This is a genomic window from Bradyrhizobium valentinum (assembly GCF_001440405.1).
Lineage (GTDB): Bacteria > Pseudomonadota > Alphaproteobacteria > Rhizobiales > Xanthobacteraceae > Bradyrhizobium > Bradyrhizobium valentinum.
Map to the genome: position 1 here is coordinate 20,187 of NZ_LLXX01000205.1, position 23,539 is coordinate 43,725.

Annotated in this window: 17 protein-coding genes; 14 read left to right on the plus strand and 3 right to left on the minus strand. The window is 64.7% G+C overall.

Annotated elements, in window-relative coordinates:
• Position 1 precedes the first annotated feature (1 nt).
• Positions 2-805 carry a HesA/MoeB/ThiF family protein gene (locus CP49_RS35830; protein ID WP_057854821.1) on the minus strand — a complete coding sequence of 268 codons (804 nt, stop codon included), beginning with the start codon at positions 803-805 and terminating at the stop codon, positions 2-4.
• Positions 806-1,049: 244 nt separating this feature from the next.
• On the opposite strand from CP49_RS35830, the gene CP49_RS35835 reads away from it, so the two are divergent.
• A complete protein-coding gene (locus tag CP49_RS35835; RefSeq protein WP_057854822.1) occupies positions 1,050-2,429 on the plus strand; it encodes a serine protease in 1,380 nt (459 codons plus the stop codon).
• Positions 2,430-2,700: 271 nt separating this feature from the next.
• Positions 2,701-3,471: a ParA family protein gene (locus CP49_RS35840; RefSeq protein WP_057854823.1), complete on the plus strand. Its 771-nt coding sequence runs from the start codon at positions 2,701-2,703 to the stop codon at positions 3,469-3,471.
• Positions 3,472-3,618: 147 nt separating this feature from the next.
• On the opposite strand, the gene CP49_RS35845 is transcribed toward CP49_RS35840, so the two are convergent.
• Entirely contained in the window at positions 3,619-4,185 is a 567-nt protein-coding gene (locus tag CP49_RS35845; protein WP_057854824.1) for a GNAT family N-acetyltransferase, read from the minus strand.
• Positions 4,173-5,054, minus strand: coding sequence for a bifunctional DNA-formamidopyrimidine glycosylase/DNA-(apurinic or apyrimidinic site) lyase (gene mutM / locus CP49_RS35850; protein ID WP_057854837.1), 882 nt, complete (start codon positions 5,052-5,054; stop codon positions 4,173-4,175). The genes CP49_RS35845 and mutM overlap by 13 nt, the downstream gene beginning before the upstream one ends.
• A 78-nt stretch (positions 5,055-5,132) precedes the next feature.
• Here mutM and ubiE point away from each other — a divergent pair, with 78 nt between their 5' ends.
• The 12 genes from ubiE to CP49_RS35910 all read left to right on the plus strand — a co-directional run bounded on the left by ubiE (position 5,133) and on the right by CP49_RS35910 (position 23,478).
• Complete coding sequence (ubiE, locus tag CP49_RS35855) at positions 5,133-5,894, plus strand: bifunctional demethylmenaquinone methyltransferase/2-methoxy-6-polyprenyl-1,4-benzoquinol methylase UbiE (RefSeq protein ID WP_057854825.1); 762 nt, start codon at positions 5,133-5,135, stop codon at positions 5,892-5,894.
• Positions 5,891-7,465 carry a 2-polyprenylphenol 6-hydroxylase gene (gene ubiB, locus CP49_RS35860; RefSeq protein WP_057854826.1) on the plus strand — a complete coding sequence of 525 codons (1,575 nt, stop codon included), beginning with the start codon at positions 5,891-5,893 and terminating at the stop codon, positions 7,463-7,465. Before ubiE ends, ubiB begins: the two co-directional genes overlap by 4 nt.
• 52 nt (positions 7,466-7,517) lie before the next feature.
• Positions 7,518-8,957: a bifunctional phosphopantothenoylcysteine decarboxylase/phosphopantothenate--cysteine ligase CoaBC gene (coaBC, locus tag CP49_RS35865; protein ID WP_057854838.1), complete on the plus strand. Its 1,440-nt coding sequence runs from the start codon at positions 7,518-7,520 to the stop codon at positions 8,955-8,957.
• Complete coding sequence (gene dut / locus CP49_RS35870; protein WP_057854827.1) at positions 8,954-9,412, plus strand: dUTP diphosphatase; 459 nt, start codon at positions 8,954-8,956, stop codon at positions 9,410-9,412. Before coaBC ends, dut begins: the two co-directional genes overlap by 4 nt.
• Positions 9,413-9,689: 277 nt before the next feature.
• Complete coding sequence (locus CP49_RS35875; RefSeq protein ID WP_057854828.1) at positions 9,690-12,209, plus strand: PAS domain-containing sensor histidine kinase; 2,520 nt, start codon at positions 9,690-9,692, stop codon at positions 12,207-12,209.
• Positions 12,206-13,726, plus strand: a complete 1,521-nt coding sequence (gene tsaE / locus CP49_RS35880) for a tRNA (adenosine(37)-N6)-threonylcarbamoyltransferase complex ATPase subunit type 1 TsaE (protein ID WP_057854829.1) — start codon at positions 12,206-12,208, stop codon at positions 13,724-13,726. Before CP49_RS35875 ends, tsaE begins: the two co-directional genes overlap by 4 nt.
• 90 nt (positions 13,727-13,816) lie before the next feature.
• Positions 13,817-14,140: a PilZ domain-containing protein gene (locus CP49_RS35885; RefSeq protein ID WP_057854830.1), complete on the plus strand. Its 324-nt coding sequence runs from the start codon at positions 13,817-13,819 to the stop codon at positions 14,138-14,140.
• A gap of 129 nt (positions 14,141-14,269) precedes the next feature.
• Complete coding sequence (locus CP49_RS35890) at positions 14,270-14,992, plus strand: nucleotidyltransferase family protein (protein WP_057854831.1); 723 nt, start codon at positions 14,270-14,272, stop codon at positions 14,990-14,992.
• A 276-nt stretch (positions 14,993-15,268) separates the two neighbouring features.
• Entirely contained in the window at positions 15,269-18,415 is a 3,147-nt protein-coding gene (gene addB, locus CP49_RS35895) for a double-strand break repair protein AddB (RefSeq protein ID WP_057854832.1), read from the plus strand.
• A complete protein-coding gene (gene addA, locus CP49_RS35900; RefSeq protein WP_057854833.1) occupies positions 18,409-21,903 on the plus strand; it encodes a double-strand break repair helicase AddA in 3,495 nt (1,164 codons plus the stop codon). Before addB ends, addA begins: the two co-directional genes overlap by 7 nt.
• A 105-nt stretch (positions 21,904-22,008) precedes the next feature.
• Positions 22,009-22,329, plus strand: coding sequence for a thioredoxin (gene trxA / locus CP49_RS35905; RefSeq protein WP_016847387.1), 321 nt, complete (start codon positions 22,009-22,011; stop codon positions 22,327-22,329).
• A 66-nt stretch (positions 22,330-22,395) separates the two neighbouring features.
• Positions 22,396-23,478: an ATP-dependent DNA ligase gene (locus CP49_RS35910; RefSeq protein ID WP_420807683.1), complete on the plus strand. Its 1,083-nt coding sequence runs from the start codon at positions 22,396-22,398 to the stop codon at positions 23,476-23,478.
• Positions 23,479-23,539: the final 61 nt, after the last annotated feature.

The window sequence follows — 23,539 nt, forward strand, 5'->3', positions numbered from 1 at the left end:
ACTACGCCGCGTGCCCGCTCAAATCGATGATGACCGGCGTATCGCCGTTGAGCGGGTTTTGCGGATCGCGCGTGTAGCGCAAGGTTTCAAATCGCATCGCGCGCGCATCCACCATCACCAGCCGCCCGACCAGGCTCTCGCCGAAGCCGACGATTTCGCGGATCGCTTCCAGCGCCATCATCGAACCCAGCATGCCCGCCAGCGCACCCATCACGCCGGCTTCGGCGCAGGCCGGCACGGTGCCCGGCGGCGGCCGCTCGGGAAACAGGCAGCGATAGGTCGGGTTGAAGTGGCCGTCGGCGTCCCGTTCATGCGCACGGATCGTGGTCAGCGATCCGTCGAACACCCCCAGCGCCGCCGTGATCAGCGGCTTGCCGGCGAAGAAGCAGGCATCGGAAACCAGATAGCGGGTTTCGAAATTGTCGGAGCCGTCGAGCACAAGATCGTAGTCGTCGATCAGCGACATCACATTCCCCGCATCGAGGCGAACCGCATGCGCCTCGAAGCGAACGTGGGGGTTGAGCGCATGGACCGTCTCCGCCGCGCTATCTACCTTGCGCCGTCCGATGTCCGGCGTGGTGTGGATGATCTGGCGCTGCAGGTTGGACAACGAGACGACGTCGTCATCAACCGCGCCGAGTCTGCCGACGCCGGCCGCCGCCAGATACATCAAGACCGGCGCGCCAAGACCGCCGGCGCCGACCACCAGCACCGACGCCTTTTTCAGCGCGGCCTGCCCCGGGCCGCCGACTTCGCGCAGCACGATATGGCGGGCATAGCGTTCGAGTTCGTCAGCCGTCAGCATGGTCAGTCAAATCCTCTGTCGCACCTGACAGCCCCTCATGGTGAGGAGGCGCCTTGGCGCCGTCTCGAACCATGAGGCCCGGCTGGTGGCCTCATCCTTCGAGACGCCGCTTCGCGGCTCCTCAGGATGAGGGGCAGACGCTCTGAACCGGGGCGCGGTTGTTGCCGACTAAGCAGATGTGCTTAATTGGCGGGACGTCAATGAGCGCTCCCCTATTCCACTCCGGCATTCTCCTGGATTTGTCATGAGATCGGTGCTTTCGGCAACATTGATGATGGCGGCCTTGGGTTTGGCGGCCTCCGGACCACCGGCGCGGGCGCAGATGACGCCGCCGTCCACCGCAGGAGCCAAGGCGAGGCCGGTGATGACGGTGCCGATCCGTCCCGCGCTGCAGAAGCCCGAGGACACGGCCAAGGCATTGGGGCAGGCCGAGCAGCTGGCGCTGCAGTCGGATCTCGCCTGGGTCGGACAATATAACGGCGCGATCACAGGCGACGTCAGCGAGCGCATGGTCAATGCGATCAAGGAATTCCAGAAATCCCGCGGAGCCAAGCAGACCGGTGTGCTCAATCCGCAGGAGCGCGGCATCCTCGCCGACACCGCCAAGAAAAAACAGGAAAGCGTCGGCTGGAAGATCGTCACCGATCCCGGCACCGGGGTGCGGCTCGGCATTCCCGGCAAACTGGTGCCGCAGCAAGCCAGCGATGCGAACGGCACCAAATGGACCTCCCCGACCGGCACGATCCAGGTTCAACTGGCGCGGCGCAAGGAAGCCGGTCCCACCACGGCAAAGCTCGCCGAGCGCGAGAAGAAGGAGCCGGGCCGCAGCATCGACTACACCGTGGTCAAGCCTGATTTCTTCGTGCTGTCCGGCCTGCAGGGCCTGAAGAAATTCTACATGCGCGGCACGTTCAGGGGTGACGAGGTCCGCATCCTCACTATCCTCTACGATCAGGCGACTGAGAATACCGTGGAACCGGTCGTGATCGCGATGTCGAGCGCGTTCAACGCGTTCCCGGCGGCGGCGCAAATCGCGGGGCCGCCCCCGCGCAAGACCGTGGAATATGGCACCGGTGTCGTCATTGGTGACGACGGCTCCATCATTGCCGACCGCCAGATCACCGATGGTTGCCTCACAGTCGCGATCGCGGGCTTTGGCAATGCCGATCGCGTCGCCGAGGACAAGGAGCACGATCTCGCGCTGCTGCGCATCTATGGCGCGCGCGGATTGAAACCGCTCGATCTCGCCAACGCCGCGACGAAAACCGCGCTCGACCTCACCGGCATTGCCGATCCGCAGAACCAGGGTGGTGGCGCCGCGGTCACCAGCGTCAAGGCTTCGGTAGCCCAGCTTGGCGGCGCCAGCGACATCGCACTGACGCCGGCACCGGCGCTCGGCTTCTCCGGCGCGCCCGCGCAGGATGGCGACGGCAAGTTTGCCGGCATCGCGCTGTTGAAGCCGGTTCAAATAGCCGGGCCGGCAAACGGTGCACCCGCGGCGCAGGCGGTGCTGGTGACCACCAACACCGTGCGCGACTTCCTCAAGGCTAATGGCGTCGGCGCGGCCGGCGGAGCGAGCGATGCGAAGGCGTCGGTGGTCCGCGTGATCTGCGTGAGGAAGTAAGTCCTCGCCAATGACCCCGTCATGCTGTTTCGCCCCGTTTCTTGTTGTGGTTTCAATGGGGGCAAAATGCGCCGCACGGCAGTATTTGCCCGGATGACCACCATTCCAGAATCGGGCATCATTGCAAGCTGACTGATTCGGACTACCGCGATCCCCTGACCTTTGGATCGGGCTGGGCACGTCTGAGCGAGCGCGTATCTCGACGTCGCAGAATGCGGCGCGGCTCGTGTGGCGTAATCCAAATGCCTGAAAGCCATCCAGAGGATCCAGAATGCAGACGATCGTATTGGCCACCCAGAAGGGCGGCTCGGGGAAAAGCACGCTCACCATCAGCCTTGCGCTTGCCGCCATCCGGGCCGGACACACCGTCCGCGTGATCGAGACGGACTCGCAAGGCACGCTTTCGAACTGGAAGCGGAGACGCCCCCATGCCGCGCCGATCGTCGAGCCGATCTATGCCGCCAGGGAGGTCGAACAACGCCTGCAATCGCTTGGCGGCGAGGGCGTGACGGTGACGATCGTGGATACCGCCGGCGGTATCAGCGCGGCGACCAATTCAGCCATTCGCTATGCCGACTTCTGCCTGATCCCGACCCGCCCCAGCATCGCCGACATCGAGGCGACTGCCGCCACCCTCAGCGTCATCAGGGCTTGGCACAAGCCGTTCGCCTATGTCCTGAACCAGACGCCGATCCGGGGCGCGGCGCGCCTCGCTGGCGCGGAGAACGCGCTGAGTAACGAGGCCGCGCTCGACATCGACGATATCGTTGCCCGACCCATCATCATGATGCGCAACGATCACCAGGACGCGCTGAGCGCCGGCCTCGCGGTCTGCGAATACGCACCCGGCAGCAAATCCGCCGAAGAAATCCGCGACCTCTGGCGGTGGGTCGAGGCGCGGCTGGGCAATGAGGCTGCGGCTATCGACGAACCGATCATCGAGGAAATCGTGGAAACGCCCGCGAGGCTTCCCGCCATGGCGGCTCTGCCCTCCACCCAAAACGACAGCGCCTTCTTCCTGAGAGCGCCGGCTCGAAGCTGATACCCAGCTCCCCGCAACGTCATTGCCTGCTACAAACGCGAAGCGTTTGCGCAAGGGAGCAACGCGACGACTTGTCCGCCGAAATTCGGCGAGCGAAGGCGAAAGCAATCCAGGCCACCAGCCCCCGGCCGGATTGCCTTCGCTTCGCTATCGGTTTCGGCGCAGCCAGTTCTCCCGCGTCACGCGCCATTTTTCCGCGAGCGCCTGACCGCTGTGATGGGCAAGCTCGACGTAGCCGACAAGTTCGGCGCCGGTCTTTTGCTTGACCCGGCGTGACGCTACGTTGGTCACCGCATTGCAGGCGTAGAAGCTCTCGATCCCGAGCGTACGGAAGGCAAAATCGTTCACCGCCGAGACGGCTTCGCTCATCAGGCCCTGATTCCAATAGCGCTCCGCGAGCCAGAAGCCTCGGTTGCCCTTCGCATTGTCCGACCTCGGGCGAAAGCGAATATTCCCGATCGCCTCGCCGTCACCGCCGCGCAGCGTCAGCATCCAATTATAGATTTCCTCGCCCGCGGCCACCCTTTCCAATTCCCTCGCGATGAAGGTCTTGGCGCCGTCGTCCGGATATGGCCAGGGGACAACCGACGCGAGATGCTGGATGATGTTCCAGTTGTTGAAATGGCGTTGGATCGCCGGCGCATCTGATAGCGCGAGCGGCCGCAAGATCAGTCGCGCCGTATGCAACGTCGGCGTACGGGTTATTTCTGACATTTCGGGCACCAGAAGGTCGAGCGGCCGTTCTGCACGAAGCGCCGAACGATGCCGCCGCAGCCCTTGGTCTGGCATTTCTCGCCTTCGCGATCATAGACCTGGAATGAATGCTGGAAATAGCCGAGTTCGCCCGAGGTCAACCGATGATCGTTGATCGAGGAGCCGCCGGCCTTGATCGCCTGATTGAGCACCGCGTGAATCGCGCCGACCAACCGCCCGGCATAGTCGGTCGGCTCGCCCTTCTTCGTCGCCAGCGTCGCCGCCAACCGGCGCGGCGACAGATGCGACCGGTACAGCGCCTCGCAGACATAGATATTGCCGAGCCCTGCGACCACGCGCTGGTCGAGCAGCGCGGCCTTCAGGCTGGTCTTCTTGTTGAAGCACGAGCGCGCCAGCATCGCGGCATCGAATTCGTTGCCGAGCGGCTCGGGGCCGAGGCCCTTCAACAGCGGCTCGTCTTCCAGCGCGTTGCGGGCGATGATCTTCATGTAACCGAAACGGCGCGGATCGTTGAACACGATCGCCGCGCCCGATGACATGTGAAACACCACATGATCGTGCGCGCGGTCCTCGCTGCGCGGATGGTGGAATTGGCCGGGCGCGTTATTGAGGTCGCCTTCGAGCACCCGGAACGAGCCGGACATGCCCAGATGCATCAGCAGCACGTCGCCGGAGGCGAGATCGGCCATCAGGTATTTGGCGCGGCGGCCGAGACCGGTCACGGTCTGGCCTTCCAGCCGCGCGATAAAGTCTTTTTGAAAGGGAAACCGCAAATCCTTGCGCCGGGCTTCCGCTTTGAGGATTTTCGACCCCTCCATGGCGGGCTGCAGGCCGCGGCGGACGGTCTCAACTTCAGGCAATTCAGGCATGCAGGCATTCACCTTATGGAGGTGACGTGATAGCGCCATTGCGGCGGGCGCGCTATGGTCCGGTAATGGAGTAAAGTGATGGATCGGCCGGATCAAACCACCCATTTTGGCTACAGGGACGTGCCCCTGGGCGACAAGCAGACGCTGGTGAACGACGTATTTCACAGCGTGGCGTCCCGCTACGACCTGATGAACGACCTGATGTCCGTAGGCCTGCACCGGGTCTGGAAAGACATCATGATCAATGCGCTCAATCCGCCGAAGGGCGATGCGCCGTTTGCGCTGCTCGACGTCGCCGGCGGCACCGGCGATATCGCCTTCCGCGCAGCCGGGGCGGCAGGCGCAGGCTTCCACGCCACTGTCTGCGACATTAATACCGACATGCTCGAGGTTGGCCGCAACCGCGCGCTCACGCGTCATCTCGACCAGCAGGTGTCTTTTGTCGAGGGCAATGCCGAGGCACTGGCGTTTCCGGCGCGTTCTTTCGACGCCTACACCATTGCGTTTGGCATTCGCAACGTGCCGCGGATCGACGCCGCGCTGCGCGAAGCCTATCGCGTGCTGCGGCCCGGCAGCAGATTTTTGTGCCTGGAATTCTCCACCGTCGATGTTCCGGGGCTCGACCGGCTCTATGACCTGTTCTCGTTCAAGGTGATTCCGCCGCTCGGCCGCGCCGTGACAGGCGATGCTGAATCCTATCAGTATCTCGTGGAATCGATCCGGAAATTTCCCCGGCCCAGTGTATTTGCCGAGATGATCCGCGACGCCGGCTTTTCGCGGGTGAAGTGGGAAAGCCTTTCCGGCGGTATCGTGGCGTTGCATTCGGGCTGGCGTTTGTGATTTCTGCGGCCACTCACATCGCGCGGCTCGTCCGCGCCGCTTACGTGTTCGCGCGCGAAGGCGTGTTCGGCGTCGTCGATCCGAGCCTGGTGCCACCGCCCGGTCAGCTCGCGCTCCGGCTGGCGCGATTGATCGAACGCCCCGGCGTCAAATCCGGTCCGCGGCTATCGCGCGCGCTGACACGGCTCGGCCCTGCTTACCTCAAGCTCGGACAGTTTCTGGCGACCCGGCCCGACGTGGTCGGCGTCGCGATGGCCCGCGATCTGGAAAGCCTGCAGGACCGGCTGCCGCCGTTTTCGCAAAGCGAAGCCGAGGCCGTGATCGCCGCGTCGCTGGAACGCCCTCTGGCTAAAGCGTTTGTCAGCTTCGGGCCGGCGGTCGCCGCCGCCTCGATCGCACAGGTGCATCGCGGCGAGATCGAGCGCGATGGCGTACGCCAGCCGGTCGCCGTAAAAGTGCTGCGGCCCCATGTGGCCGCGCGCTTCCGCCGCGATCTCTCCGATTTTTTCTTCGTCGCGCATAATGCGGAAGCGCATTCGGCCGAAGCGCGCCGGCTGCGGCTGATCGAAGTCATCAACACGATGTCGCGCTCGGTCGCGATGGAGATGGACCTGCGGCTCGAAGCGGCGGCGCTGTCGGAGATGGCGGAGAACACCCGCGACGATCCGGATTTCCGCGTGCCGACCGTCGATTGGGACCGCACCACCCACAACGTGCTGACGATGGAATGGATCGACGGCGTCGCGCTGAACGACCACGCGCGGCTCGAGCAATTGCATGTCGACCGGCCCGATCTCGGCCGCAAGGTGATCCAGAGTTTCCTCCGTCATGCACTGCGCGACGGCTTCTTTCATGCCGACATGCATCCCGGCAATTTGTTTCTCGACGAAGCCGGCCGGCTGGTGGCCGTCGATTTCGGCATTATGGGCCGGCTCGGGGTGAAGGAACGGCGTTTCCTTGCGGAGATTCTGCTGGGCTTCATCACGCGCGACTACCGCCGCGTCGCGGAGGTGCATTTCGAGGCCGGCTATGTGCCGGGCCATCACTCGGTCGAGAATTTCGCGCAAGCCATCCGCGCCATCGGTGAGCCGATCCACAATCGCACCGCCGAAGAAATCTCGATGGCGAAGCTGTTGACGCTACTGCTTGAGGTCACCGGGCTGTTCGACATGCAGACCCGGCCCGAACTGATCCTGCTGCAAAAGACCATGGTGGTGGTCGAAGGAGTGGCGCGCGGCTTCGACCCCAAGCTCGATATCTGGAAGGTGGCCGATCCCGTGGTGCGCGAATGGATCGAGCGCAATCTCGGCCCCCTGGGGCGGGTTCAGGGCGCAATGTCCGGCGCCGGCGAACTCGGTCGCGTGGCGGCGAGCCTGCCGGCGATCGCTTCCCGGGCGGTTGCCGTGCTCGAGAACATGGAGAAGATGACCCGGGAGGGCATGACGCTGTCACCGGACACCATTGCGGCCATGGGCCGCGCCGAGGGCCGCAAGAGCCGCTGGCGGACGGTGGCGCTCTGGATCATCGCGGCGACCTTTATCGGAATTTTGATCGCCATCCGACAGTTGTGATTGCAATGCTGTCATAGTGTGATAGCATTGATTGCGTTCGCCGGAGGCCGCCATGGCCAGCCTGACCATCCGAAAACTCGACGAAACCGTCAAAGCCTATTTGCGTCTTCGCTCGGCGGGCAACGGCCGCTCGGTCGAAGAGGAAGTCCGGGTCATCCTCGGGGAGCTGATACAGGGGCGCCCCGAATTACCAGGCGGCGCCTCCCCGCCACCGTCCACAGAAGCCCCCGGGCAGACCTTGCGGTCCGTCAGCCCTTCCAGCGAGCGGAATGTCACCCTGATCATCGGCGGCGGCATCGCTGCCTTCAAATCGTTGGAACTGATCCGGCGCCTGAAGGAGCGCCACATCGACGTCCGCTGCGTGCTGACCAAGGCCGCGCAGCAATTCGTCACACCGCTTTCCGCCAGCGCACTGTCGCACGAGCGTGTCTACACTGACCTGTTCGACCCCGGCAGCGAATTCGACGCCGGTCACATCCGTCTGGCGCGCGAATGCGATTTGATCGTGGTGGCGCCGGCAACCGCGGATCTGATGGCGAAGATGGCGCACGGCCACGCCGACGATCTCGCCAGCGCCATCCTGCTGGCGGCGAACCGGCCGATTCTGGTGGCGCCGGCGATGAACCCCTTGATGTGGAACAACGCCGCCACCCGCCGCAACGTGCTGCAGCTCCGGCGCGACGGCATCCATATGATCGGCCCCAATGTCGGCGAGATGGCTGAAACGGGCGAGGCCGGCGTCGGACGGATGTCGGAGGCGATCGAAATCGCTGCCGCTGCCGCCGACATTCTCCGCCCGCCGCGGCCGCGTCCGCTCACAGGCAAGCGCGTGCTGATCACGGCGGGGCCGACGCATGAGGCGATCGACCCCGTGCGCTATATCGCCAACCGTTCCTCCGGCAAACAGGGCTTTGCCATCGCCGCCGCCGCGCAGGCAGCGGGCGCCGATGTCACGCTGGTCTCCGGCCCGGTCGAATTGCGCGATCCCGCAGGCGTGACCGTTATCCGGGTGGAATCGGCGCGCGACATGCTGCATCGGGTCGAAGCCGCCTTGCCGGCCGATGTTGCGATCTTCGCGGCCGCCGTCGCCGACTGGCGGGTCGCCAATGAAGGCGAGCAGAAGCTGAAGAAGACTTCCGCCGGCATGCCACCGCTGCAACTGGTGGAAAACCCGGACATTCTCGCGACGATCTCGAAACTGAAGGACAAGCGCCCGCCGCTGGTGATCGGGTTTGCCGCCGAGACCGAGCATCTGATCGACAACGCCAAGGCCAAGATCGCGCGCAAGGGCTGCGACTGGATCGTCGCCAACGACGTCTCGCCCGCGCTAGGCGTGATGGGCGGCGACCGCAACACCGTTCATCTGCTGACGCGCGACGGCGATATCAACATCGACAACATCAAGGTGGACTCCTGGCCGGTAATGACCAAGGAACAGGTCGCAGCCGAACTGGTGGCGAAGATTGCCAAAACCGTGGAGAAGAGTTCGTGAACGCGACAGTGAAGGTCGACATCCGCCAATTGCCGCACGGCGAAGGTCTCGCGCTGCCGGCCTATCAGAGCGCCGACGCCGCCGGGCTCGACCTGCTCGCGGCAGTCCCGGCGGACACGCCCTTGATCCTGCCCCCGGGGAAATACGCGATGGTTCCGACCGGGCTGACGATCGCGCTGCCTTCGGGCTTTGAGGCCCAGGTACGGCCACGTTCCGGGCTTGCCGCCAAACATGGCGTTACCGTCTTGAATTCGCCGGGCACGGTGGACGCGGATTACCGCGGTGAGGTCAACGTGCTCTTGGTCAATCATGGCGACGCGCCGTTCCCGGTCCGGCGCGGCGAGCGGATCGCGCAGATGGTGATCGCGCCTGTCGTGCAGGCGCAACTCGTTCCGGTGGTGTCGCTTTCAACAACCGACCGCGGCAGTGGCGGTTTCGGCTCGACTGGACGCTGAATCTGTTAGTAAAGACAACTCTCAACGGTAACGGCCGAATTTTTCACAGCCAAATTTGCGTTCACGATCTGGACTCTTACCGGCTGACTCCCGAAGGGGATACTCTCGACCCGATTCGTGCAGAGCGCGACCAGCAAAAGTGGGGTCCGGTTTTGCGTCCGGGCGCGCTCACTCCTATTAGTCGGCGCATAATCTCCACGCCAAACCGCTCACACTTTGGCGGATTATGCGCTGGGGGTAGCGCCGGGCCTGCAGTCGTGCGTTCTTGGGGCAAATAATGTCGGGCGTAGTCGCGGCGATGCGTCGAAACCTGCTGTCGTGCACCTCACTGGCGCGCCACGGTGTGATTGCGCTCGCCACCGTCCTCTCCGCCGCGCCGGAACCCGCATTGGCCGCTGATTCGACCATCACGCAGACAATTTCGGCCTTGGTCGACCTCAATCACCAGGAATTCGCCGTGCTGACGACGGCGCTGTCGCTGCTTGGCTTTACCGTCGTCGCTGCGATCCTGTTGATGCGCACGCGCATTAAGGCCACCCGAACGGAACTAAACCTGCGCTCCGATATCGCCGACCTCCAGGTGCAGGCCGACCGGCTGCGCGCGCTCTTGTTCGCCGAGCCCCAGATCCTGATCGCTTGGGCCGCGGGCGACAACCGGCCCCAGATCAGCGGCGACACCTCGCTGCTGATCTCGCAGGACGCGCTGTCGAATTCCCCGCAACGCATCCTCGCCTTTGGAACCTGGTTGCCACCGGAACCGGCGCTGCGGATGGACCATGCGGTGGATGCGCTACGCGAGGCCGGCGAAGGCTTTCTGCTCAATCTCTCCACCTCGAACGGCCGCGCCATCGAAGCGATGGGCCGCGCCATCGGAGGGCAAGCCATTGTGCGGATTCGCGAACTCGGCGGGTTGCGCCGGGAACTCGCCGAGTCCAATCTCCGCTACCGGACGCTGTTGGAGGAAACCGAGCTCTTGCGCGACTTCGCCGCCGCGGCGCCCTGGCCGATGTGGGCCAAGAGCGCAGAAGGCAATCTGCGTTACGCGAACGCTGCCTATGTGCGCGCCACCGAGGGCGCAAGCGTCGCGGATACGATCCACCGCAACCTCGAACTGCTGGAGAAAGACCAGCGCGCCGAGATGGGCCGGGTGCTGAACGACAATTCCACCTTCAGCGCGCGGCTGCCGATCGTGGTCGGCGGCGAGCGGCGCATCTATGACGTTCAGACGCTCAAGCTCGGCGGCGGCAGCGCCGGCATCGCCATCGACGCCAGCGAGGCAACCGCGTTGCGCGACGCCATGGAGCGGATGGCGGAAGCCCATCGCCGTACCCTCGACCAGTTGTCGTCGGGGGTGGCCGTATTCGACGGTCAGCGGCGGCTTGCCTTCTACAATGAATCCTACCGGCGGCTGTGGGGCCTCGATCAGGCCTTCCTCGACTCCAATCCCGACGATTCAAGCGTGCTCGACCGGCTGCGCGCGGCGCGCAAGCTGCCCGAGCAACCGGATTTCCGGGCCTGGAAGGCCAAGCTGCACCAAGCCTATCGCGCCGTCGAGCCGGAGACCTACACCTGGTTCCTGCCCGACGGCCGCGCCGTCAGCGTCGTCACCACTCCGAATCTCGAAGGCGGCGTCACCTATTTGTTCGACAATGTCACCGAGAGCCTTGATCTCGCACGCCGGTACGACCGGCTGAGCCGGGTCCAGCACGAAACGCTCGACAATCTGGCAGAAGCCGTCGCGGTGTTCGGCAGCAATGGCCGCGTGGAACTGTTCAATCCCGCTTTCGCGAAGATGTGGAAGCTGTCGGCGGAATCGCTGAAAGAGCAACCCCACATCGAGACCGTGGAAGCCTGGTGCAAGCCGCTGTTTGATGACGCGCTGACCTGGCGGGCGCTGCGCGAGGCGATCACCGCGATCGAGAATCGTGCGCAGGTAGCGCTGAAGCTCGAGCGCAAGGACGGCAGCGTGCTGGACTGCATGACCATGCCGCTACCCGACGGCGCGACCATGCTGACCTTCCAGGACATCACCGACACCGAAAATGTCGAGCGCGCGCTGCGCGAGCGCAACGAGGCGCTCGAAGCCGCCGACCAGATGAAGGTGGATTTCGTCCACCACGTGTCCTACGAACTACGCGCGCCGCTCACCACCATCATCGGCTTTGCGCATTTCCTCAGCGATCCCTCAACCGGCCCGCTGACGCAGAAGCAGGCCGAGTATCTCGACTACGTCACCAAGTCGACCAACGCGCTGCTGGCGCTCACCAACAACATCCTCGATCTCGCCACCATCGATGCCGGCGCAATGAAGCTCGAGCTCGGCCCCGTCAATATTGAAAAAGCCATCCAGGCTGCCGCCGAAGGCATTCAGGACCGGCTGGCGACCGATCGCATCGAACTCAGGGTGGATATCGATCCCGATATCGGCAACTTCACCGGCGACGAGCGGCGCGTGGTGCAGGTGCTCTATAACCTGCTCGCCAACGCCGTCGGTTTCTCGCCGCACGATGCCGCGGTCACAATCAGCGCGCGGCGAACCGATAATCGTGTGATCTTCACCGTCAGCGATTCCGGTCCCGGCATTCCGGCTGACGTGAAAGACAAGGTGTTCGACTGGTTCGAGAGCCACTCGCACGGCTCGCGGCATCGCGGCGCCGGCCTCGGCCTGTCGCTGGTGCGCTCCTTTGTCGAACTGCATGGCGGCAAGGTGCGCGTCGATTCGGTGGTCGGCAAGGGCACGACGGTCGCCTGCGATTTTCCGATCGACCAGAACGCGCATCGCAACGCCGCCGAATGACCGTATCAGCGACATTTACGGTGGCGCTCGCGAACGAGACGGCAACAGCGCATCTGATGGCCGACCTCGCGCTCCTGGTCGGCCCGGGTGACGTGATTACGCTTTCGGGCGATCTCGGCGCGGGGAAGACGGCCGCGGCACGGGCGATGATCCGCTATCTCGCCAACGATTCCGCGCTGGAAGTACCAAGCCCCACGTTCACGCTGGCGCAGAGCTACGACCTGCCGTTTCCGCTTCTCCACGCCGATCTCTACCGCATCAATGATGCGAGCGAGCTGGAGGAAATCGGATTGTCGCCGTTGCCGGAGGGCACGTTGGCGCTGATCGAGTGGCCGGAGCGCGCACCGGACGCGCTGCCCGAAGATCGCATCGACATCGCCTTCAGCCATCGCCCCGCCCTTGGATCCACCGCGCGCGCCGCCGAAATCACCGGGTATGGCAAGGCGGCGGCGCCGGTGGCGCGATTGGAGGCCTTGCGCAAATTTTTAGCCGACGCCGGCTTCCTGGATGCGGCGCGCGAGCGGATGCCCGGCGACGCCTCGACGCGCTCCTACGCGCGGCTGATCCGCGACGACGGCACGTCGATCCTGATGAATTCGCCGCGCCGTCCGGACGGCCCGGCGATCTATGACGGAAAATCCTACAGCGCAGCCGTTCATCTCGCCGAGGACGTCAAGCCGTTCGTCGCCATCGACAACGGCTTGCGCGCGCACGGCTTCTCGGCGCCCGCGATCCGTCATGCCGATATCGATTCCGGTTTTCTCATCACCGAGGATTTCGGCAGCGCCGCGATTGTCGAAGGTGACCCGCCGCGGCCGATCGTGGAATGCTACGAGGCTGCCACCGACATGCTGGCGGCGCTTCATCGCGAAACTCTGCCCGAAACGGCGCCGCTGGCGCCGCAGCTCACTTACGATATTCCGGTTTACGGTATCGATACGTGGCTGATCGAGATGCGGTTGATGCTCGAATGGTATCTGCCGGATCGCGGCGCTGAAATCAGCAATCATCGGCGCGATGAATTCGTCACGATGTGGCGCGCGCTGCTCGAGAAACCCGCGGCTGCGCCGCGGACCTGGGTGCTGCGCGATTTTCATTCGCCCAACATCATCTGGCTCGGCGACCGCACGGGGATTTTGCGCATCGGCATCATCGACTTCCAGGACGCCGTGCTTGGCCCTGCCGCCTACGATCTGGTGTCGCTGCTGCAGGATGCGCGGCTCGACGTTCCCGAACAGCTCGAGCTGGCGCTCTTGACCCGCTACATCAAGGCGCGCCGCGTGACCGATAATCAGTTCGATCCGGCCAGCTTCGCCGAGCTTTACGCCATCATGTCGGCGCAGCGGAATACGCGCCTGCTCGGCACCTTTGCCCGGCTCAACCGGCGCGACGGCAAGCCGCAATATCTGCGCCACCAGCCCCGGATCTGGACCTATCTGAACCGCTCGCTGGCGCATCCGGCGCTATCGGCAGTTCGCGAATGGTATGCCGCCAACGTGCCGCCGCCGCTGCCCTGATTTACCTCCTGTTAGCCACCCTGCCTTTAATCTGGAACCGGCCACGCCGGGCAGGCATGGCGCATGCCAATTTGAAACGGAAAGACAGCCATGGCGGGGGCGGAACGGCGCCGGGGGGATCGAGTCGTATTCGAGCGTGGCTTTGCGGCGCACATGATGGGCATCGACGGCACCTGGCGGCGCGACTGCGTGATGGAAGACGTCTCCGAGACCGGCGCCAAGCTGACGGTCGAAGGTTCGGTCGAGGGCCTGCATCTGAAGGAATTCTTCCTCCTGTTGTCGTCGACGGGGCTGGCCTATCGGCGCTGCGAACTAGCTTGGGTCAATGGCGATCAGATCGGCGTCAATTTCCTCAAGCAGGGCGACAAGAAGAGGAAGGCGGCCGCCAGGCGCGGGGAGGATGCGGAGACCTGAAAATGGCCACCTGGGCGCTGTCGTATGGCCGTCACCTGCGGCGACTAAGGCGTCACAGTCGCTGGTTCAGGCGAATCGCCGTGGTATGATCCGCGGCGCGATTTGAATGGTTGGAAAGAAATTCCAGGAATGCCCGTCACGCCCACCAAAGCCATGGTCCTTGCCGCCGGTCTCGGCTTGCGCATGCGCCCGCTAACCGACCACATGCCGAAGCCGCTGGTGCGCGTGGCAGGCCAGCCGTTGCTGGATCATGTGCTCGACAAGCTCGCCGATGCCGGTGTCAGCGAGGCCGTGGTCAACGTGCACTACCTGCCCGACCAGATCATTCAGCATACGGCCGGCCGCCCCCGCCCCCGCATCATCATCTCCGATGAGCGCGACGAAGTGCTCGGCACCGGCGGTGCCGTGGTGAAGGCGCTGCCGCTGCTTGGCAAGGAGCCGTTCTTTCATCTCAACGCCGATACGATGTGGATCGACGGCGTGCGGCCCAATCTGACGCGGCTTGCCGAAACCTTCGATCCTGATCGCATGGACATCCTGCTCTTGATGGCGCCCACCACGAGCAGCATCGGCTATGCCGGCCGCGGCGATTATGCCATGCTGCCGGACGGCGCGCTGCGCAAGCGGAAAGAGCATCAGGTGGTGCCGTTCGTCTATGCGGGAGCCGCGATCATGTCGCCGTCACTCTTCGCCGACGCGCCTAAGAGCGAGTTCTCGCTGACCAAGATGTTCGACCGCGCCAACGAGCAGGAACGATTGTTCGGCCTCAGGCTCGACGGCGTCTGGATGCATGTCGGAACCCCCGATGCGGTGCAGGCCGCGGAAGAAGCGTTTCTGGAAAGCGTGGCCTAGTTGCGTTCCGTATGGTGTCAGACCTCATCCTGAGGAGCCGCCAACGGGTCGCGCGAACGCGCGCCCGATGACAGGCTCCGCGGCGTCTCGAAGGATGAATGGCACCAGCGGGGCCTCGTGGTTCTCCCGGCGATGCGAAGCATCGTCCGGAGACGGCGCTAAAGCGCCTCCTCACCATGAGGGTCTAGCAGTGAGTAACGGGGACGCCACCGTCCAACCCATGACCTGCCCCAAATCGCCCCCTATATTGGCCCCTGACCTCGAATCAGGAAGTCCATGCGCGTTTTCAGCGTTCCCGTCTCCGCACCGTTCCTGCGCACCGTCATCGCGGCGCTGGTCGACGGCCGGCTGGTCGACGGATTCGAGGCACGCAGCAACCCGCTTAATCTCGCGCGAGCGACGCTCTATCTGCCGACCCGGCGCGCCGGGCGGCTGGCGCGAGAAATCTTTCTCGACGAATTGAAGACGGAGGCGGCGATCCTGCCGCGCATCGTGGCGCTCGGCGACATCGACGAGGACGAGCTGACGTTTGCGGAAGGCTCCGAACAATTCAGCGGCGTCGCGCCGCTCGACATTCCGCCAAGGCTCGGCGAACTGGAGCGCCGGTTGACGCTGGCGCATCTGGTTGCGGCATGGGCAAAAAGCCCGGTGTCGGCGCCGCTCGTGGTCGGCGGCCCGGCCTCGACGCTGGCGCTGGCCGGCGATCTGGCGCGGTTGATGGACGACATGGTCACGCGCGGGGTCGCCTGGGAAGCACTCGACAAACTGGTGCCCGACCAGTTCGACAAATACTGGCAGCACTCGCTGGAATTCCTGCGCATCGCGCGCAAGGCATGGCCGGAGCATCTGAAGGAAATCGGCCGGATCGAACCTGCGGAACGGCGCGACCGCCTGATTGAGGCGGAAGCCGCGCGGCTCACCGCACATCATGAGGGGCCGGTGGTCGCGGCAGGTTCGACCGGCTCGATGCCGGCAACCGCGAAATTCCTCAACGCCGTGGCCGGCCTGAAGCAGGGCGCGGTGGTGCTGCCCGGGCTCGATACCGATCTCGACGAGGAAGCCTGGCAGACGATTGGCGGCGTCAGGGACGCGCAAGGCAAATTCACCACGCAGCCCTCCTCGAACCATCCGCAATTCGCGATGCACGGATTGCTGGATCGCTTCGGCATCAAGCGTAGCGACGTCGAAATCCTGGGCATGCCGGCACAGCATGGGCGCGACGTGCTGGTGTCGGAGACGATGCGTCCCTCGAGCGCGACCGAACAATGGCACGACCGCCTGATCCAGCCGGATGTTGCCGCAAGTATTGCCGGCGGCATGACCAAGCTTGCCGTCGTCGAGGCGCCCAATTCGGAGATGGAGGCACTGGCGATTGCGGTGGCGATGCGCGAGGCGCGGCATCTGGGTAAATCGGCGGCGCTGGTGACGCCGGATCGCGCGCTGGCGCGCCGGGTGATGGCGGCGCTGACGCGCTGGAATCTCGAATTCGACGATTCCGGCGGCGACACGCTGATGGATACGCCAAGCGGCATTTTTGCCCGCCTCGCCGCGGAAGCTGCCGCCAGAGGGCTGGAGCCGCCGACGTTGCTTGCGCTGCTGAAACATCCGCTGTTCCGGCTCGGCGGCGCCTACGGCGCGTTCAAGCGCGCCATCGAGACCCTCGAACTGGCGCTGCTGCGCGGCACCCGGCCGCAGGCAGGAACGGCCGGATTGGCGCGCGACTTCGATCGTTTCCGCGTCGAGCTCAGGAAGCTCCGGAGCCATGAGACCTCCTCGCTTCACGCCTCCGAGCCGCGCGCGAAGTTGAGAGACGACGAGCTCGATCAGGCGCAGGCGCTGATCGCGGCATTGCAGAAGGCGCTGTCGCCGCTGGAAATCATGGGCACGTCGAAGCCGTTCGATTTCGCCGAACTGGCGCAGCGCCACCGCGAGACGCTGATCGCGCTGTCGTCGGATCAAAACGGCGTTGCAATCGTCTTCGAGCAAGCGCAAGGCGCTGCATTGTCGGCGGCGTTCGACGACCTGCTTGCCGAGCAAAAGCCGAGCGGCCTGATGGTTCAGCTCGGCGATTACCCTGATGTGTTCCAGACCGCCTATGCCGATCGCATGGTGCGGCGGCCGGAATCGGCGAGCGCGCAACTACACATCTACGGCCAACTCGAAGCGCGGCTGACCGAATCCGATCGCGTCATTCTTGGCGGGCTGGTCGAAGGCGTATGGCCGCCGGCGCCGCGGGTCGATCCCTGGCTGAGCCGGCCGATGCGCCATGAACTCGGCCTCGATCTACCGGAGCGGCGCATCGGCCTTTCCGCGCACGATTTCGCGCAATTGTTGGGAACGGACGATGTGATCCTGACCCATTCGGCGAAAGTCAGCGGCGCGCCCGCTGTCGCCTCGCGCTTTCTGCACCGGTTGGAGGCCGTCGCCGGCGAAGCGCGCTGGGACGCGGCCAAAGCCGCCGGAGAAAATTACGTCCGCTTCGCCGCCGAACTGGACCAGCCCGACGAGGTCGAGCCGATCGAGCAGCCGGCGCCGAAGCCACCCGTCGCAACGCGGCCGCTCAAACTGTCGGTTACGGCGATCGAGGACTGGCTGCGCGATCCCTATACGATCTACGCGAAATACATCCTGCGGCTCGATCCGCTCGACCCCGTGGACATGCCGCTGTCGGCGGCCGATCGCGGTTCGGCGATCCATGACGCGCTCGGCGAATTCACGCAAGAATTCGCCGACGCCCTTCCCCCACAGCCAGCGCTGGTGCTGCGCGGCATCGGTGAAAAATATTTCGCGCCGCTGATGGAGCGTCCCGAGGCGCGGGCGCTGTGGTGGCCGCGGTTTCAGCGCATCGCCGCCTGGTTTGCCGATTGGGAGCTGGCACGGCGCGACGATATCGAGAAAATTGCCGCCGAGATCAGGGGCGAGATCAAGATTCCGGTCGGCAATGAGCGCATCTTTACGCTGTCGGCACGCGCCGACCGGATCGAACAGCGCCATGACGGCAGCTTTGCGATCCTCGATTACAAGACCGGCCAGCCGCCGACCGGCAAGCAGGTACGCATGGGCCTGTCGCCGCAACTGACGCTGGAGGCCGCGATCCTGCGCGAGGGCGGCTTTGAGAATATCCACGCCGGCTCATCCGTCGGCGAACTCGTCTATGTCAGGCTCAGCGGCAACAATCCGCCCGGCGAGCAGCGGTCGCTGGAGCTGAAGATCAGGAACAACGATACACCGCAGCCGCCGGACGAGGCGGCCGATTACGCCCGCGAGCAGCTTGAAGCGCTGATCCGCAAATTCGAGAACGAGGAGACGGCCTACACTTCGCTGAACCTGTCGATGTGGTCGAACCGCTACGGCGCCTATGACGATCTCGCGCGCATCAAGGAATGGTCGGCGGCCGGCGGCCTGGGGATCGAGGAATGGTGAAGGCTGCCCGCATCATTCCCGATGCCGTTCGCGCGACGCAGGCGCGCGCGTCCGATCCGGCGGCTTCCGCATTTGTCTCGGCGAATGCAGGCTCGGGCAAGACCCATGTGCTGGTGCAGCGGGTGATCCGGCTGCTGCTCGACGGCGTGGCGCCGGAAAAGATCCTCTGCATCACCTTCACCAAGGCTGCCGCCGCCAACATGGCGGAGCGGGTGTTCACCACCCTCGGCCATTGGGTGACGCTCGACGACGACGCGCTGGACGCGGCGATCCGCGAGGCCGGCATTCCGCACCCCAACGCACGCCTGCGCAAGTCGGCACGCAAACTGTTCGCCTGCGCGCTGGAGACGCCCGGCGGGCTGAAGGTGCAGACCATCCACGCGCTGTGCACCCGGCTGCTGCAGCAATTCCCGTTCGAGGCCAACGTGCCGGCGCGTTTCGCCGTGCTCGACGACCGCGACCAGAACGAGATGATGGAGCGCGCCAATCTCGCGGTTTTCCTCGAGGCATCGCGCAATCCCGACAGTCCCACCGGGCGGGCGCTGATGACGGCGATGGCGAGTGCCGCCGACGTCACCTTCAAGGACGTCGTGCGCGAGGCCTGTCTCAGCCGCGATCATTTCATGGCCTGGACGGATGCCGCCGGCAGCGCGCAGGCGGCCGCCGCGCAGATTTCAGCCGCACTTGGCGTCGGTCCCAATGATCGCATTGAAGACGTCGAGCGTGAGATCGTTGAAGGACCCAACCTGCCGCGATCGCAATGGCGGGAAATCGCCATGGTTCTGGATACTAGCAGTAAGGCCGACCAGAAACAGGCCGACCGACTTCGTGAGGCGCTGGCATTTACCGGGGCTGCCCAAGTTGACGCGTATCTCGGATTATTTCTCACAGACGAACGCACGCCAAGAGCAACGGTCGTCACCAACAGCTTTGTCAAAAAGAATCCTGCGGTTGGTCGATTGTTCGATTCGGAATTCGGCCGCGTCCTTCCCCTGATCGAACGTCGCCGCGCATTGGTGGCGCGCGACCGCACTGAGGCGCTGCTATATATCGCAACCGCTGCAGCGGCGAACTATCGCCGCGAGAAGCAGGAACGCGGCCTGCTCGACTATGACGATCTGATCGACAAGACGCTGGAAATGCTCGACCGCGTCTCCTCGGGCTGGGTGCACTACAAGCTTGACCGCGGCGTCGATCATGTACTGATCGACGAGGCGCAGGACACCAGCCCCCGGCAATGGGACATCGTCGCGCACATCATTTCCGAATTCACCTCCGGCGCAGGCGCGCGCGATGGCGTGCTGCGAACGGTGTTCGCGGTCGGCGACGAGAAGCAGTCGATCTTTTCGTTCCAGGGCGCGGCCCCGCGCGAATTCGATTTGCGCCGCCGGGCATTACAAAGGAAATTCGAGGGCGCCGGCCTGAAGTTCGATCCGGTGTCCTTTACCTATTCTTTCCGCTCGGGGCCGGCGATCCTGCATGCGGTTGATCAGGTGTTTCGCGAGCAGGATATCTTTCGCAGCATTCACGCGGTCGATATCGGAAATCCGATTCATCATTCGCTGGCCGACGCAGGCCCGAGCCAGATCGATCTCTGGGAGCTCGCGGAAACCGACGACCGGCAGGACATCGAAGGCTGGCGTGCGCCATTCGACGGCGTCTCCGCGACCAGCCCCGAAGTGAAGCTGGCTCGGCGCATTCAGGCCGAGATCAAGGCGCTGGTCGGCAGCGGCGTGATGACCGGCAGCAAAAGCGACCGCCGGCCGCTGCGCTATGGCGACATGCTGGTGCTGGTACGCCGGCGCGGCAACGCGTTCGATGCCGTGATCCAGGCGCTGAAGCATGCCGGTATCCCGGTCGCCGGCGCCGACCGTCTCAAGCTCACCGAGCACATCGCGATCATCGACCTGATGAACCTGGCTGACGCGCTCCTGCTGCCGCAGGACGATCTGGCGCTGGCGGTGGCGCTGAAGAGCCCGCTGTTCGGCCTTGGCGATGACGACCTGTTCAAGATCGCCTGGCAGCGCAAGGGATCGCTGCGCGCGGCATTGACGGCGTGCGCGCCAACCGACGGCCGGCTGCGGGATGCGCTGTGGCGGCTCGAACAGTGCGAACGCCGCTTTGCCAGCGAGACGCCGTTCGCGTTCTATGCCTGGCTGCTCGGCGGCGACGGCGGCCGCGCGCGAATCCTGGGCCGCCTCGGACACGAGGCCAATGATGCGCTCGACGAATTTCTGGAGCTGGCGCTGAACTACGAACGCAAGGCACCGGCCTCGCTGCAGGGTTTTATGGCGTGGTTGCGCACGGCGGACCTCGAAGTGAAGCGCGACATGGAAATTTCGCGCGACGAAGTCCGCGTCATGACGGTGCATGGCGCCAAGGGGCTGGAGGCCTCCGTCGTGTTCCTGGTGGACACCACGACCTCGCCCTCGGATACGCAGCGGCTGAAGCTCATCAATCTGCCGCAGGGCAATGCCGATCCGCATGCGCCCGGTGTGGTGGTCTGGGCCGGCCGCAAGGCCGAGGATCCTCCGGCTGTCGCCACCGCCCGCGCGGCGATGATCGACGATACCGAGGATGAATACCGTCGCCTCCTTTATGTCGCGATGACGCGCGCGGCGGACCGCCTGATCGTCGGCGGCTGCATGCCCGGCAACATGAAGAATGTCCGGCCGCTGTCCTGGTACGACCTGATCACCAAGGGGCTCGCCAGCTCCACCTTGCAGCTTCAGGAGATCGAGACCGCCGCAGGCCGGGTGAAGCGCTATACGCGGGATGAGGAGACCGCGCTGTCGGCCGCTCCCGCTGCTGCGCCATCCTCGCCAGCTCCGATGGTGCTGCCCAACTGGCTGCTGACGCCGGCGCAGCCCGAGGCTTCCCCGGAAAGCGTGCTGCGGCCCTCGGACCCCGCAGACGGCGAGAGCCGCCGAGTACGGACGGCCGAATCGGTTACGCAGCGCGCCCGCGCGCTGCAGCGCGGCACGCTGGTGCACCGGCTCCTGCAATCGCTGCCGGATATCGCCGCCGAACGCCGCCGCGAAGCCGCGCTGACCTATCTGGCCCGCAACGCCGACGGCTGGACCGGGGAGGAACGGCAGGCGCTGGCCGAAAGCACGCTGGCCCTGATTGCCGATGCGCGGTTCGCGCCGGTGTTCGCCCCCGGCAGCCGCGCCGAAGTCTCGATCGTGGGGCGGCTGGAGCGGCCGGGCGGGCGACCGGCGCTGGTGTCCGGGCAGATCGACCGCCTCGTCGTCACCGACAGCGAGGTCCTGATCGTCGATTTCAAGACCAACCATGCCCCGCCAAGCCGGCCTGACGAGGCGCCGACGGGCTATGTCCGCCAGCTCGCGCTGTACCGGGCGGTGCTGGTCAAGCTTTATCCGCAGCGGGTGGTCCGAACCGCGCTGCTTTGGACCGAAAGCTCTGAATTAATGGAGATTTCCGCTTCCGCGCTGGAAGCCGAGCTGGCATCCATCATCTCGGTGTGACCGCGCTTGACCCGGCAGGATCGCGTTCATAGGTTTGCCATATCCATCTCCGGGGCGCGATTCTTGACCGCGCCCCTTAATTTCTAACCGAACGAGGTAATTCCCATGGCCGTTGGCAAGGTTTCTGACGCCGATTTCGAAGCCGAAGTGCTCAAGGCGACCGGGCCGGTGGTCGTCGACTTCTGGGCCGAATGGTGCGGCCCCTGCCGCATGATCGCCCCCGCGCTCGACGAGATTTCCGGCGCCATGGGCGACAAGGTCAAGATAGTGAAGCTGAACGTCGATGAGAGCCCGAAGACGGCCTCGAAATACGGCGTGATGTCGATCCCGACCCTGATGATCTTCAAGGGCGGCGAGATGGCCTCGCGCCAGGTCGGCGCCGCGCCGAAGGCGAAGCTGCAGCAGTGGATCACGGCTGCGGTCTGATCGGCGCTTAAAGATAATTTTTCCGAGCACGGCCGGCGAATAGCCGGCCGTTTGCGTTGATACGGCATGTCTCCCGTTGAAGAGTCCCTGGGCCTGCCATCCGGAAAGGCGCGTCGGCGCCCCACCCCACTCGCGGCAATGGAGGCACGCTCTGTCGATGTCATCCCGCGCGGCGCCGAATGGCAGTACGAGCCCAAATGGGATGGCTTTCGTTGCCTGCTGTCCCGCCACGGCGAAAAGGTCGATCTCCGTTCGAAGTCCGGCGAGGACCTTGCCCGCTATTTCCCCGAGCTGGTTCAAGCCGCGCTGGCCTTGAAGGCAAGCATATTCGTGCTCGACGGAGAAATCGTCGTGCCGCGTGGCAAAGCATTTTCGTTCGATGATCTGCTGCAGCGGATTCACCCCGCCGCGAGTCGCATCCAGAAACTGTCGCAGGAAACACCGGCGCTGTTCCTCGCTTTCGACCTGCTGGGAAGCCCGGCGGACAGGAAGCTGGCCGGATCTATCCTGCGCGAGCGCCGCCCCGCGCTGGAAGCCTTTGCAAGAGCCCAGTTCAAATCGCAGCCGGCGTTTCGCCTGTCACCCGCCACGGCGAGCTATGCGATCGCACAAAAATGGCTGAAGCAATTCGGCGGCGGTTCGGACGGCGTGATCGCCAAGCGGATCGACCTGCCCTATCAGGCCGGCAACCGCGACGGCATGCAGAAGATCAAGAAATTCCGGAGCGCCGATTGCGTGGTCGGCGGCTTCCGTTACGCCACCAACAGAATCGCGAACCGCAAGGTCGCAGGCTCGCTGCTGCTCGGCCTCTATGACGATGAAGGACTTTTGCATCATGTCGGCTTCACCTCCGCGATCAAGCAGATCGAGAAGCCGGCGCTGACGGAAAGGCTCGAATCGCTGATTGCGCCGCCGGGCTTCACCGGCAATGCACCGGGCGGGCCAAGCCGATGGACGACCGAGCGCTCGGCAAAGTGGCGTCCGCTGAAGCCGAAGCTCGTGGTCGAGGTTTGCTACGATCATTTCAGCGGCGAGCGCTTTCGCCACGGCACCTCCATCCTGCGCTGGCGGCCCGACAAAGCGCCGCGGCAATGCACCTTCGATCAGCTCCGGCAGAAGGCTGCCGACCCGATGAAATTGCTGAAGTGAAAGTGGTCGTAGATCCTATGGGGTGGCAGGTGGTCAGGGGTAAGCTGAGTTTGCGAACACC